Raw genomic sequence first — 12821 nt, forward strand, 5'->3', positions numbered from 1 at the left:
GCTTCAGCGCCATCTCGCGGGCGATCTGGAGCAGCTGTTCGACAAGACTGACCTGATCGCAAAGGCTCTTTTTCACCGCTTGATTGTCTGTTCGCTTCGCTATCTGGCGTGCGTGCTGGGCCGCGATGTCCAGCAACAGGATAGAACGAAAGATTTGCTCCCTTGCCTTCGACTGAGCGTCGATGATCCGGGAGCGCAGTTGGACCTGGTCGGCCTCCTCGAGGGCCGGCGGCGGCAGGCCTGCCGATGCTCGCGCGTATCGCTCCGCCCGAAGGCTAACTACATTTGACATTGGTTCAACCCGTCGATCACGAGGAGTACACGCTCGACACCGAGCGACCGACTGCAGGCTAATTCATCCGGGTTAGTACGGGCTTAGACCGTTCGGCGACGGTACAGCCGGATTCCGCCACGAAGAAACGGGACACCACTAACCGGCTACCGGAAGGCGTGGCGGTATCTGGTTGTCCGAGGCGCGATTTGAATACAGCCGCGGCGATTCGTAGCTGTCCCGATTGTTGGTGGCTCGGAGAAGAAAGTGTAGGCATCATATAACGCCGCTCAAACTGGACCTGATTCGCTGAATGCCTTCACGATCTTCTTTGTTGAGCCGTTATCCGGTCATACGAACGAGCGACCCGGCGTTCGCGCGCAACCGCTTGTGCAAAGTCTTCGGAGCCACAGGCTTCGACATCGGCGGCGACCGGAGCGGGTTTGGGGTTCAGGCCAACCATCTGCAGATGACCGGCCTTGCATTGTCCTATTGCGACTTCGCCAGCGATGTGTCGACGGACTTCGGCGAAGCCACCTTCGTCCGCCAGATCTTCAATATCCAGGGCTCGGGGCAGTACACGGTCGATGGCCGGGCCGGCGACATTGCACCTGGGTCGTGGACCATGGTGCTGCCGCAAGGGAGACCCGTGAGGCTCGATTTCAAGGGCCGCTATCGCCAGCTCGTGCTGCGAATCGAATCCGCGGCGCTGCATCGCCATCTCGCCGCGCTGATTGGACAGGAGGTTTCGAGGGACCTGGTGTTTGACGACAACGTCGACCGGAGTCCCGCGATGGACGCGTTGCGACGCAGAATCTTCAGCTTCGCGACGGACTTCAACGAGCGCGGCACTTTTTTCTCCGACCTCGCCGCCGCGGAAGTCGAGCGCATGGTGATCATGAAGTTTCTGATGTGCCACCGGCACAGCTATACGCAGTTCCTTCTGCGGGAGCCGTTGCCAGCCGGTTCTTCGGCGGTCAGGCGGGTCGAGGAATTCATCGAGGCGAACTGGGACAAGCCCATCGATATCGAAGCGATGGTTGCGGTGGCCAATGTGAGCGCCAGGAGCCTGTTCCGGCAGTTCAAGAGAGACCGCGGCTACTCGCCGGCAGACTTTGCCAAGCGAGTACGACTGGACCGGGCGCGCGAGATGCTCGAACACTCGAACGAACGCACCGCGGTAATTCAGGTCGCGCTGAAATGCGGATTTCAGAATCCCGGCCATTTCGCACGGGACTTCCGGCTCACTTTTGGAGAGCTTCCGTCCGAGACCCTGAAGCGGTCCGCCCCAATTGCCTGATGGCGCGTCCGGCAGTACTGCGGACGGAAAATTCCACAGGCCTCTTCAACTCCAGCCTCGAAGGCAACGTCCGGCGCGCCATCGATATCCACGAGGGCGACAATATCAATGAGAAGGCGCTGAAGGCGCTCGTTCGCGCCGCAGTGACGCTGAACATTTCTGCGCGGGCGGCCAAAAGGAAATCAAGCGCGTGAGGCTTCGGTCACACGAGCATCGAAGCTTCTAGTATCCCGCCACCGCCAGCGCGACCACGCCGCTCAACGCGACCCAGCCAAAGTGCCGGCCGCGCATCGCCCATGCGTTGGCGAGGGCGGCAAATCCGAACACGACGGCGAGCGTGACGATGATCCAGTGGCGGGCCGGCTCCGAGGCCATCCAGGGCGCCGCGATCAGCAGCACACCGCCGCCGATCCATGCCACGGTGCCGGCCTGCCAGACCAGCCGGATCAGCTGGCGCAGCCGCGGCGGCTCGATGGTGGCGCGCGCGAACACTTTTGTTTCGCCGAGCACGCCGTGAATCAGCGCCACCGCGATCGCGGCGACCCCTGAACATTGCAACAGAAGATCGCGCATCGGACCGGTCTCCATACATAACTGTATGGTGCTTATGAAGGTTGCGCCGAGGGATGTCAATACAGTAGTGTATGGTGAGATGTCGCAAGGAGCTGCACAAGCGTCGCTATGGCCGATCAACTTTCCGCCAAAGACTGGCTCGATCAGGGCCTCGAGACGCTGGCCGCCAGCGGCTTCACGGCGCTGAAGGCCGAGCCGCTGGCCAAGGCGATGGGGGTGTCGCGGGGCAGCTTCTACTGGCACTTCGCCGATATCGGCGCGTTCCACGCCGCAATCCTCGCGCATTGGCGCGATGTCGCCGCCGAACAGGTCATCGCCAACCTCGAAGCCGCCTCCGGCTCCGCCAATCCGCTGCCGCGGCTGCTGCGCGGCGCGTTCGGCAACCGGCCGGCGCTGGAGAGCGCGGTCCGCACCTGGGCAAGCGTCGATCCCAAGGCCCGGGCGGCGGTGCAGGCGATCGACCGGCGCCGGCTGAGCTACGTGGAAGACCTGTTCCGGGCCAATGGCCTGCCCCCCGCGGTGGCCCGGGCGCGAGCGCAGATTCTCTATTGGGCGTATCTCGGCTATGCGCTATCGGAACAGAAGCTGCCAAAGGCCAAACAGGCCGCCGTGCTCGACGAATTGCTCGCCATCGCGGCGCGATGACCGGGCGGCTGGCCGTGCCGAACGAATATGCTAAGGGATCGAAACCCGAGCCGGAGACCACCGCATGACCTCCCCGTCCGAACGCCTTGAAGGCACCGTCGATCCCAAATTGCTGGAAATCCTGGTCTGTCCGCTGACGAAGGGCCCGCTGGAGTTCGACGCGGCGAAGCAGGAGCTGATCTCGCGTTCGGCCAAGCTCGCCTATCCGATCCGCGACGGCATCCCGATCATGCTGCCGGAAGAGGCAAGGAAGATCGACTAGCGCAATCCGTCATTGCGAGCCAACGGGTCGCGCGAATGCGCGCCCGATGACAGGCTCCGCGAAGCAATCCATCTCACAACCGCGCCGGTTGTGAGATGGATTGCTTCGTCGCAAAAGCTCCTCGCAATGACGCTTTTGCTGCCCGGGCTACAACGCCTCGCCCTTCAGCAGCCGCGGCACGTCGCCGGACAGGCCCGCGGCCTGGCGGATGAACAGGCTCTTCAGCGGCGGGGCGCGGTCAACCAGGCCGAGGCCGATGTCGCGCACCGTGCGCAGCAGCGTCGATTCGTTGGAGAACAACAGATTGAGCGAATTGGTGGCGAGCCCCATCGCCATGGTGTCGAACCGGCGCCAGCGCTGATAGCGGTCGAGCACGTCGGCCTGCCCCAGATCCATGCCGAGCCGCGCGGCATCGACGATCACTTCGGCAAGGGCAGCGACATCCTTCAGGCCCATATTGAGTCCCTGGCCCGCGATCGGGTGAATCACATGCGCGGCGTCACCGACCAGCGCCAGCCGCTCGCCGATGAAGGAGCGCGCGACGAAATAGCCGAGCGGAAACGCGCGGGGCTTGTCGAGCGCCTTGATCTCGCCGAGGTGCAAGCCAAAGCGCTGCTCGAGTTCGCCGTGAAATTCCTCTTCGCTCAGGGCCACCATGCGCGCGGCTTCGGCGCGCTTCTCGGTCCACACCAGCGACGAGCGGTTGCCGGTCAGCGGCAGGATCGCGAACGGACCCGCCGGCAAAAAATGTTCTTCGGCGCGGCCGTGATGTTCGCGCTCGTGGCCGACGGTGACGACGATGCCGGACTGGTCGTAGTCCCAGCCATGGGTGGCGATGCCCGCGCGCTCGCGCAGCTTCGAGCGCGCGCCGTCGGCGGCGACCAAAAGGCTCGCCTCGATGACGCTGCCGTCGGCCAGCGTCACATCGACGCCGTCGCCGCGCGACTCGAAACTTGTGACCGCGGTGGCCCTGAGATCGATGCCCGCGGCCTCGGCGCGCGCGACCAGCGCGTCGATCAGATGACGATTCTCGACCATGTGCGCGAACGGTTCGCCGGGCTCGACATTGCCGGCGAAGGTCAGAAACACCGGCCTTGTGGCGTCTTCCACCTTGGAATCGGTAACGACCATGTCGAGGATGGGCTGCGCGGAGGCGGCGACCTGATCCCACACCTCGAGGGCTGCGAACAGCCGGCGGCAGGCCGCGACGATCGCGGTGGCGCGGGGATCGCGGCTCGGCCGCAAGCCGAGCGCCGGATCGGCGACAATGACCGGAATTTCGGGGCCGAGGCCCTGACGCAGGGCCAGCGCCAGCGCCAGCCCCGCAAACGCGCCCCCGCCGATGACAATGCTACGCTGTGCCGACATGTCCAAACCTGCTTGCTCGCGTCACGAAACTACCCTTGCTACCTGATTATAGCTGGGTGAAACAGGGACGCGAAACAAGGGTGAAATATCTCTGTTCGTCATTCCGGGGCATGCGATAGCGTGAACCTCAGATGTGCTATTGCACATCGGGGAATCCCGAGGTTCCGGGTTCGATGCCTCGCATCGCCCCGGAACGACGAAAACCTACCGAAAGCGCGGCCATGTCCAAAGGCGTCATCGACCTGATTTCCATTCTCGATCTCGAGCCGATCGAGGTGAACCTGTTCCGCGGCAACAGCCCGAAGACGAGCTGGCAACGGGTGTTCGGCGGGCAGGTGATCGGGCAGGCCATGGTGGCGGCGTGCCGCACCGTCGAGGGCCGGCTGCCGCATTCGCTGCATTGCTATTTCATCCTGCCCGGCGATACGCAGATTCCGATCATCTACGAGGTCGAGCGGCTGCGCGACGGCAAGAGCTATTCGACCCGAAGGGTCACCGCGATCCAGCACGGCAACGCCATCTTCTCGATCATGGTGTCGTTTCATGTCGAGGAAGAAGGCGCGTTCGACCACCAGGACAAGATGCCCGACGTGCCGCCGCCGGAAAAGCTCACCGCCGACGAGATTGTAAAACAGCCGATGTTCCGCGAGATGCCGGAATTCATCCGGCGCTATTACGAGTCGGACCGTCCGATCGAACTGCGCCCGGTCGAGCTCGGACGCTACTTCGGCCAGAAGATCGACGACGGCCGCATCAATGTCTGGATCCGGACCGCCTCGAAACTGCCCGACGATCCGGCGCTGCACATGTGCGCGCTGGCCTATGCCTCGGATTTTTCGCTGCTGGATGCCGCGATGGCGCGTTACGGCCGGACGCTGTTCGACAAGCGGATGATGCCGGCGAGCCTCGACCACGCGATGTGGTTTCACCGCCCGTTCCGCGCCGACGAATGGCTGCTCTACGCGCAGGATTCACCGAGCGCGCGCGGCGGCCGCGGCCTCACCCGCGGCATGATCTTCAAGCAGGACGGCACGCTGGTGGCTTCCGTGGCGCAGGAAGGCTCGCTGCGCGAGCGCAAGTGAGCGGCGAAGCTTGCGTCAGGCGGTTCGCTCGACCAGCTCGAACTGGGAGATGAACCAGCGGTTATACCAGCGCAGCACCCACGGAATCGGAATCAGGAAGGCGCAGCCGATCCCGAGTACGATCGTCCGCCACAGGATTTCCAACCCCGAACCGTTGAAGATCACCTCACGGCGCGTGCCGCTGATGTTGCGGCAGATCCAGCGCACCCAGGCCGCGGTGACCCAGGCCCAGCCGATGATGGTGATGAACGAGATGTATGTCAGCAACTGCCAGCCGATGAAGGTGACCGCGCTGCCGTTGAAGGCAATCGGAAGCGGCTGGCCGTTCGAGCTGAGATTGCCGGCGAGCCATCGCAGCAATATCCACGACAGATATGCCGAAACCGGAATAGCGAGAAGTTGCATGGTGCTGTCGTATACGCTCGCATAGTTCAGCAGCCCCAGCGCGATGAAGACGTACCAGATGTCGGTGGGCTGGCCGGTGAAGGCGAAATTGGGTCGTCCGGGCACCTGGGTTCGCGACGCCATCCAGCGATAGAACGCGGTGCCGGTCCACGGCGCGGGAATCACCAGCAGGGATCCGATCCCCAGCAGCAGGACACGACCGAGGAAGCCCCACAGCGGCAGGTCGACCGACAGCGGCCCGTCGCTATATCCGCCGGTGCGCGGCAAGGCGGTGCCCGTACGCGGCATCGCCGGCGGGCTCGAGGCGCCCGGCGCGAGACCCGGAATTTCTGCCACCCGCTGCCAGTTGGCCATGCCCTCGGTCCAGACCAGCGTGTCCGCGGTGATGGTGCCCCGGGCGATCAACTCGCGAAGCTGGATCTCGGGATAGGGCCCCTGCTGCTGGCCCTCGGATGCATAAAACCAGGATCGAGCCGCCATATGATCTTCTCCCCCGGTTGACCGCGGCGGCGTGCCTCCACGTCAAGGCTCCGGCACCGCAAAAAGCCATTGTGGCGGACGATCCGGGCCCCTGTACAGGGATGCCGGCGGCCGGCCACAAATGTTTTCCCACCGCTTGCAACTTTTTTGTGCCATTTGCCCAGAAAGATGCCAGATTTGGCCCGGCGCAAATCACCCGACGCCCAATTACCGAAATTGAGAAGATAAGGCCTGACCATGAAACTCGTCGTCGCGATCATCAAACCGTTCAAGCTGGACGAAGTCCGCCAGGCGCTCACCGCCATCGGCGTCCACGGCATGACGGTGACCGAGGTCAAGGGTTACGGCCGCCAGAAGGGCCACACCGAAATCTATCGCGGCGCCGAATATGTCGTGAACTTCCTGCCCAAGCTGCGGATCGAGATCGCGGTCGCCTCCGACATCGCGGACAAGGCGGTCGAGGTGATCACGGCAAGCGCCCGCACCGGCCAGATCGGCGACGGCAAGATTTTTGTCACACCTATCGATCATGCGCTGCGCATCCGCACCGGCGAAACCGACAGCGACGCGCTCTGACGGGCTTTCACGGCACAGCGGCGCTCCAGGACACCGCGTGAAGACATCGCATCAAGACACTTATTTCGATAACAGGCTGGGGAAACATCATGGGGGTTCTGCCACGTCACGCAGCTCGCGCTGCGGCGACCTTTTCGATCGCATCATTGCTGGTATCGCTGGTGACGCCGGCTCTGGCCGCTGAACCGTCCGGCATCAATGCCGCCGATACCGCCTGGATGATCGCCGCCACCGCGCTGGTGCTGATGATGACCATCCCGGGCCTGGCGCTGTTCTATTCGGGCATGGTGCGCAAGAAGAACGTGTTGGCGACGATGGCGCAGAGCCTGGCCGCCGTGGCGCTGATTTCAGTTCTCTGGGTCGCGTTCGGCTATTCGCTGGCGTTCGTCGGCGACGGTCCGTGGCTCGGAACGCTGGATCGCTGGTTTCTCGCCGGCATGAAGATGGACGACGTCAACCCGGCGGCGAAGACGATTCCGGAAGCGCTGTTCATGCTGTACCAGATGACGTTTGCGATCATCACGGTCGCGCTGGTGGCGGGTGCGGTGGCCGACCGCATGCGGTTCTCGGCCTACCTGCTGTTTTCCGTTGGCTGGTTCATGTTCGTCTATGTGCCGCTGGCACACTGGGTCTGGGGCGGCGGCTTCCTCGCCACCATGGGCGTGCTGGATTTCGCCGGCGGCCTCGTGGTGCATCTGTCCGCCGGCATCGGCGGCCTGGTCGCGGCCAAGGTCATGGGCAAGCGTCATGGCTACGGCTCCGAAAATCTGGCGCCGTTCGATCTGTCGCTCGCGGTGATCGGCACCGGCATGCTGTGGGTCGGATGGTTCGGCTTCAATGGCGGCTCGGCGCTGTCAGCCAGTCCCCGCGCGGTGATGGCGATCACGGCGACGCACCTTGCCGCCTGCGCCGGCGCGCTGACCTGGGCCGCGGTCGAATGGTCGACCCGGCGCAAGCCGTCAGTGCTCGGCATGATCTCCGGCGCGGTGGCGGGCTTGGGCACCATCACGCCCGCTTCGGGCTTCGTCGAGCCCTGGCACGGCATCGTCATTGGCGTGATCGCGGGCATGCTGTGCTTCTGGGCCTGCACCAGCCTGAAGCAGCGCCTCGGCTACGACGATTCGCTCGACGTCTTCGGGGTTCATGGCATCGGCGGAATGACCGGCACGCTGCTGGCCGGCGTGTTCGCGACATCAGCGATCGGCGGGACCTCCGGCCTGCTCGAGGGCAACGGGCGGCAATTGCTGATCCAGTTCTACGGCGTGGCCGTCACCCTGCTGTGGTCGGGCGGCATGACCTTCGTGCTGCTGAAGCTGGTCGGCGCCTTCGTGCCGCTGCGGGTTTCGCTGCAGCAGGAAATGGAAGGCCTGGATATTTCGCAGCATGGCGAGGCGCTTCAATAGGCTTCTCTACCTAATTACCCGCAAATTGCCCGCCCCATGGGCACGATTATGTCCGCAGTCTGTCCTGCCTCATAACTGAGCAGGCATGGCTAGGCTTTAGGCGCGGCGGAATAGCGCAGGTAGGGACGATTCCCGAAAAGCCCGAAAAGACCCGCGTTCATAATCCGTTAGGGAATGCCGCCGATCTGGCACGGCATTTGATTCTATCTGGTCTGGCTGTGCCCGCGTAGTGAACTTCTTCGCGTGGTGAACCTCAGTCGAGAACGCCCGGTCGTGTCTGGTCCGGGCCCAAGCGGGGATAGGACCCATGAAAATTGTTATGGCGATCATCAAGCCATTCAAACTCGAAGAAGTCCGGGACGCCCTGACCGCCATTGGCGTTCACGGTTTAACGGTGACGGAAGTCAAGGGATACGGCCGGCAGAAAGGCCATACGGAAATCTATCGCGGTGCCGAATACGCCGTGAGCTTCCTGCCCAAGATCAAGATCGAGGTCGCGATCGCCTCGGACCAGGTCGACAAGACCATCGATGCCATCACCACGGCGGCCAAAACCGGACAGATCGGCGACGGCAAGATCTTCGTCATCAACCTCGACCATGCGGTCCGCATCCGCACCGGCGAGGCCGATGCCGCGGCCCTCTGATTTCGCGCTCAACCTTTTCCACTCAGGAGTAAAACAAATGACGTTCAAACGTCCCTATAGCGCGGGATTGGCGGCCTTCGCAGTTGGCCTGCTCGCCGCTACCTCTGCCTTTGCCGAGGCAACCGTCAACAAGGGCGACAATGCCTGGATGATGACATCGACGGTGCTGGTGCTGCTGATGACGATCCCCGGCCTTGCGCTGTTCTATGGCGGCCTGGTCCGTTCCAAGAACATGCTCTCGGTGCTGGCGCAGGTTTTCTACACCGTCTGCATCGTCACCATCATCTGGGTGCTGTACGGCTACAGCCTGGCCTTCACCGGCGGTTCGGACTTCATCGGTGGCTTCTCCAAGGCCTTCCTGAAGATCGCGCCCGAAGGCAAGACCATTCTCGATGCCCAGGTTGCGACCTTCACCGCTGACGTCAACATCACGGAGCTGATCTATATCTGCTTCCAGATGACCTTCGCGGCGATCACGCCCGCCCTCATCGTCGGCGCATTCGCCGAGCGCATGAAGTTCGCCGCGGTAGCACTTTTCGTCCCGCTCTGGGTCACCCTGATCTATCTGCCGATCGCGCACATGGTCTGGTACTGGGCTGGACCGGACGCGATCTCCGCGGCGCTCAAGGCCGTGGAAACCGCAGCCGACGGCGCTGCCAAGACAGCTGCGACCGCCGCCTTCGAAACCGCGAAGACCGCGTTTGCGGACGATGCCGGCTGGATCTTCAAGAAGGGCGCGCTCGACTTTGCCGGTGGCACCGTGGTGCACATCAACGCCGGCATCGCCGGTCTCGTCGGTGCGATCCTGATCGGCAAGCGTACCGGATACGGCAAGGACCTGATGGCTCCGCATTCGCTGACCATGACCATGATCGGCGCCTCGCTGCTCTGGGTCGGCTGGTTCGGCTTCAACGCCGGATCGAATCTCGAAGCCTCCGGCGGCGCCGCGCTCGCCATGACCAACTCCTTCGTCGCAACTGCGGCGGCGGCGCTGGCTTGGATGTTCGCAGAATGGATCATCAAGGGCCATCCCTCGCTGCTCGGCGCATTGTCGGGCGCGGTGGCTGGACTCGTGGCGGTCACGCCCGCGGCCGGCTTTGCCGGTCCGATGGGAGCGATCGTGCTCGGTCTCGTGGTCGGTGTGGTCTGCCTGTTCTTCTGCACCGTGATCAAGAACGCGCTCGGCTATGACGACGCGCTCGACGTGTTCGGCGTCCATTGCGTCGGCGGCATCGTCGGTGCGCTCGGCACCGGCATCCTGGTGAATCCGGCTCTCGGCGGCACCGGCGTCATGGACTACACGATCGGCAAGATCGCGGAGTACGACCTGGTCGCGCAGATGACGTCGCAGTTCTGGGGCGTCGCCACCACGCTGGTGTGGTCGGGCATCGGTTCGGCGATCCTGTTCAAGGTCGTCGATGTGATCGTCGGCCTCCGCGCCACCGTCGAGGTGGAACGCGAGGGTCTCGACATCACCGAGCACACCGAACGCGCCTACAACATGTGAGGTCTCCCGGGGGCGCAACCTCACGAGGTCGCGCCCAGAACTACGGTTTGGGCACATACCCGGCAATGCCCCGACCGTCGAGGGGCTCCAGCGCAAGCTGGGGCCCCTTTCTTTTTGCCGCGTAAGACCGCGCCACGGAATAACCGGAACCAGCCGACGGACAGCTGCGTGTTGACGCGGGCGGAAATGATCTGTTTGTTTCCGGACCGGTGAACCAGATGGGCGAACCGCCACGCAGCGGCTAAAGATGCACACTCGCCATCGAATCGCTTGCTGCCGCAGAACAAGAAACGAAGGGTTGGAAATACCTATGGAAGCCCACGCCAGCAATGCGTCCGGTTCGGCCGGCAAATGGTCCCCCGCCCCCGACGCCAGCGAGATCGTGAAAAGCATCCATGCGATGCTGCATCCGCGCAACATCGTGCTGGTCGGCGCCACCGACAAGCCCGGCAACTATGCCGAGCGGATCTGGAACAACCTGGTCAAGTACAAGTTCGCGGGCGGCCTCTATCCGGTGAATTCGAAGCGCGAAACCATCTGGGGCGTTCCCTGCTACAAGGATTTCGCCAGCCTGCCGGACAAGCCGGACCACGTGCTGGTGCTGGTGCCGGCCCGTTTCGCGGTGCAGGTGATCCGCGATGCCGCAGCAGCCGGCGCCCGTTCCGCCACCATCGTCACCTCCGGCTTCAGCGAATTGCAGGACGATGAAAGCCAGAAGCTGGCGGTCGAGCTGAAGCAGGCCGTCAAGGAAACCGGCCTCGCCGTCACCGGCCCGAACTGCCTCGGCAATCTCAGCGCCGGCGAAAACCTTTTCACCAACATCGACGACCGCATCGTCACGATGGAGGCGGGTCCCGTCGCGATCGCCGGCCAATCCGGCGCGATCGTGATGGCGATCCGCCAGGCGCTGGAGGATCGTGGCGTCGGCGTTGGCTACATGGTGACGACCGGCAACGAAACCGGTCTCGAAACGCCGGATCTGATGAGCTATTTCGCCGCCGATCCCTCGGTTCGCGTGATCGTGGTCTATCTCGAGGGCGTGCGAAATACCAAGGTGTTCCGCGAGGCCTGCAAGGCCGCGCGTGCCGCCGGCAAGCCGGTGATCGCGCTCAAGCTCGGGGCATCGGAGGGCGGACGCGCCGCCGCGATGGCCCATACCGGCGCGCTGGCCGGCTCGATCGAGACGTTTGATGCCATCTCGACGCGGGAGGGCGTGATTCGCGTCCGTGGCCTCGATGAGCTGATCGAAACCACCGAATGCTTCGTTCACGCCGAACCGCCGAAGAGCAACCGGCTCGCCGCAGTATCGCTGTCCGGCGGCAAGCGCGGCCTATTGATCGACGCGTTCTTTTCGGCCGGGCTGAACTTTGCGCCGCTGAGCGCCAACGCCACCGCGAAACTGGCAAAAATGCTCGGCCCCGGCAGCATCGTCGGCAATCCGCTCGACGCGGGTTTTGCCGCGGTGGTCGATCCCTCGGTCTATATGGCGTCGATCCAGGTCATGATCGACGATCCCGACACCGACATCGTCATCATCGATGCCGAACTGCCGAAAGCGCCGCACGAACTGCGCGAGCGCAATCTGCGCATCGTCAACGACATGGCCGGCGCGGCCTCCAAGCCCGTGGTCTACATCTCGACGATGTCGATCGGCTTTACCGAATTCACCAAGGGCCTGCGCAAATCGTTGCCGAACATCGCGGTGATGCAGGGGCTCGATCGCGCGGTCGGCGCGATCAAATCGCTGATCGACTATGCCGGCCTGCGCAAGGTGGTGCCGGACATCGTATCGAGTTCGAGCGCCTCGGCGCGCGCGACGCTGGAGAAGACGCTGAAGAACGCCAATGGCGCGGCGGCGCTCGACGAAGTCGCCTCGAAGAAGCTTCTGAAGGCCTATGGCATCCCGGTCTCGAAAGAAGAGATCGCTCAGACCGCGGCGGAAGCGGTCAAGATCGCCAGGAAGATCGGCTTTCCGGTGGTTGCAAAAGTGGTCAGCGCGGACATCCTGCACAAATCCGACATCGGCGGCGTGGTGCTGAACATCAACAATGCCGCCGAGGTGAAGAAGGCCTTCACCGACATCACCAACCGGGTCAAGAAGCTCAAGGGCAAGCCGAAGCTCGAAGGCATCCTGATCGCGCAGCAGGTCAAGGCCGACCTCGAACTGGTGGTCGGCGCTGCGCTCGACGCCGAGATGGGACCGGTGGTGCTGTTCGGCACCGGCGGCGTCGACATCGAGCTGATGAAGGACGTCGCATTGGCCGGCGCGCCGCTGGACGCCGCCGAGGCCAGGCAGTTGATCA

13 protein-coding genes and 1 pseudogene are annotated in these 12821 nt (G+C 63.6%); 11 read left to right on the plus strand and 3 right to left on the minus strand.

The annotated features are described in order from the left end of the window. From Q7U29_RS17910 to Q7U29_RS17920, 3 genes and pseudogenes are all read left to right on the plus strand, one after another. A partial coding sequence (locus tag Q7U29_RS17910; protein WP_304743684.1) for a hypothetical protein occupies nucleotides 1-289 on the plus strand: 289 nt, incomplete at its 5' end. Between the two features lie 316 nt (nucleotides 290-605). Next, entirely contained in the window at nucleotides 606-1571 is a 966-nt protein-coding gene (locus Q7U29_RS17915; RefSeq protein WP_304743686.1) for a helix-turn-helix domain-containing protein, read from the plus strand. A gap of 26 nt (nucleotides 1572-1597) precedes the next feature. Further along, nucleotides 1598-1765: pseudogene (locus Q7U29_RS17920) on the plus strand (DUF1801 domain-containing protein); the annotation flags it as partial. Between the two features lie 28 nt (nucleotides 1766-1793). Here Q7U29_RS17920 and Q7U29_RS17925 read toward each other — a convergent pair. Beyond that, complete coding sequence (locus tag Q7U29_RS17925) at nucleotides 1794-2144, minus strand: hypothetical protein (protein WP_304743688.1); 351 nt, start codon at nucleotides 2142-2144, stop codon at nucleotides 1794-1796. 108 nt (nucleotides 2145-2252) lie between these two features. On the opposite strand from Q7U29_RS17925, the gene Q7U29_RS17930 reads away from it, so the two are divergent. Beyond that, nucleotides 2253-2789, plus strand: coding sequence for a TetR/AcrR family transcriptional regulator (locus Q7U29_RS17930; protein ID WP_304743689.1), 537 nt, complete (start codon nucleotides 2253-2255; stop codon nucleotides 2787-2789). Nucleotides 2790-2853: 64 nt separating this feature from the next. After that, nucleotides 2854-3051, plus strand: coding sequence for a Trm112 family protein (locus Q7U29_RS17935; protein ID WP_304743690.1), 198 nt, complete (start codon nucleotides 2854-2856; stop codon nucleotides 3049-3051). Between the two features lie 147 nt (nucleotides 3052-3198). On the opposite strand, the gene Q7U29_RS17940 is transcribed toward Q7U29_RS17935, so the two are convergent. Beyond that, on the minus strand, nucleotides 3199-4419 hold the full coding sequence (locus tag Q7U29_RS17940) for a ubiquinone biosynthesis hydroxylase (protein WP_304743692.1): 1221 nt from the start codon (nucleotides 4417-4419) through the stop codon (nucleotides 3199-3201). 221 nt (nucleotides 4420-4640) lie between these two features. Between Q7U29_RS17940 and tesB the strand changes: the two genes are divergently transcribed. Next, nucleotides 4641-5501: an acyl-CoA thioesterase II gene (tesB, locus tag Q7U29_RS17945; RefSeq protein ID WP_304743693.1), complete on the plus strand. Its 861-nt coding sequence runs from the start codon at nucleotides 4641-4643 to the stop codon at nucleotides 5499-5501. A gap of 15 nt (nucleotides 5502-5516) precedes the next feature. On the opposite strand, the gene Q7U29_RS17950 is transcribed toward tesB, so the two are convergent. Beyond that, on the minus strand, nucleotides 5517-6386 hold the full coding sequence (locus Q7U29_RS17950) for a DUF4339 domain-containing protein (protein ID WP_304743695.1): 870 nt from the start codon (nucleotides 6384-6386) through the stop codon (nucleotides 5517-5519). Between the two features lie 237 nt (nucleotides 6387-6623). Between Q7U29_RS17950 and Q7U29_RS17955 the strand changes: the two genes are divergently transcribed. The 5 genes from Q7U29_RS17955 to Q7U29_RS17975 form a co-directional block, all read left to right on the plus strand. Beyond that, on the plus strand, nucleotides 6624-6962 hold the full coding sequence (locus tag Q7U29_RS17955; RefSeq protein ID WP_304743697.1) for a P-II family nitrogen regulator: 339 nt from the start codon (nucleotides 6624-6626) through the stop codon (nucleotides 6960-6962). Nucleotides 6963-7051: 89 nt separating this feature from the next. Next, nucleotides 7052-8365, plus strand: coding sequence for an ammonium transporter (locus Q7U29_RS17960; protein ID WP_304743699.1), 1314 nt, complete (start codon nucleotides 7052-7054; stop codon nucleotides 8363-8365). 307 nt (nucleotides 8366-8672) lie between these two features. Further along, nucleotides 8673-9011, plus strand: coding sequence for a P-II family nitrogen regulator (locus Q7U29_RS17965; RefSeq protein WP_304743700.1), 339 nt, complete (start codon nucleotides 8673-8675; stop codon nucleotides 9009-9011). A gap of 37 nt (nucleotides 9012-9048) precedes the next feature. Next, nucleotides 9049-10518: an ammonium transporter gene (locus Q7U29_RS17970; protein WP_304743702.1), complete on the plus strand. Its 1470-nt coding sequence runs from the start codon at nucleotides 9049-9051 to the stop codon at nucleotides 10516-10518. A 310-nt stretch (nucleotides 10519-10828) separates the two neighbouring features. Next, nucleotides 10829-12821, plus strand: a 1993-nt coding sequence (locus tag Q7U29_RS17975) for an acetate--CoA ligase family protein (protein ID WP_304743704.1), incomplete at its 3' end; no start/stop codon positions are given.

This window comes from Bradyrhizobium sp., from assembly GCF_030654605.1.
Taxonomy (GTDB): Bacteria; Pseudomonadota; Alphaproteobacteria; order Rhizobiales; family Xanthobacteraceae; genus Bradyrhizobium.

Bases quoted from the DNA above. Each gene is read 5' to 3' on its own strand.
- Q7U29_RS17925 (WP_304743688.1), bottom strand. From the start codon at position 2,144: ATGCGCGATCTTCTGTTGCAATGTTCAGGGGTCGCCGCGATCGCGGTG.
- Q7U29_RS17930 (WP_304743689.1), top strand. From the start codon at position 2,253: ATGGCCGATCAACTTTCCGCCAAAGACTGGCTCGATCAGGGCCTCGAG.
- Q7U29_RS17935 (WP_304743690.1), top strand. From the start codon at position 2,854: ATGACCTCCCCGTCCGAACGCCTTGAAGGCACCGTCGATCCCAAATTG.
- Q7U29_RS17940 (WP_304743692.1), bottom strand. From the start codon at position 4,419: ATGTCGGCACAGCGTAGCATTGTCATCGGCGGGGGCGCGTTTGCGGGG.
- tesB (WP_304743693.1), top strand. From the start codon at position 4,641: ATGTCCAAAGGCGTCATCGACCTGATTTCCATTCTCGATCTCGAGCCG.
- Q7U29_RS17950 (WP_304743695.1), bottom strand. From the start codon at position 6,386: ATGGCGGCTCGATCCTGGTTTTATGCATCCGAGGGCCAGCAGCAGGGG.
- Q7U29_RS17955 (WP_304743697.1), top strand. From the start codon at position 6,624: ATGAAACTCGTCGTCGCGATCATCAAACCGTTCAAGCTGGACGAAGTC.
- Q7U29_RS17960 (WP_304743699.1), top strand. From the start codon at position 7,052: ATGGGGGTTCTGCCACGTCACGCAGCTCGCGCTGCGGCGACCTTTTCG.
- Q7U29_RS17965 (WP_304743700.1), top strand. From the start codon at position 8,673: ATGAAAATTGTTATGGCGATCATCAAGCCATTCAAACTCGAAGAAGTC.
- Q7U29_RS17970 (WP_304743702.1), top strand. From the start codon at position 9,049: ATGACGTTCAAACGTCCCTATAGCGCGGGATTGGCGGCCTTCGCAGTT.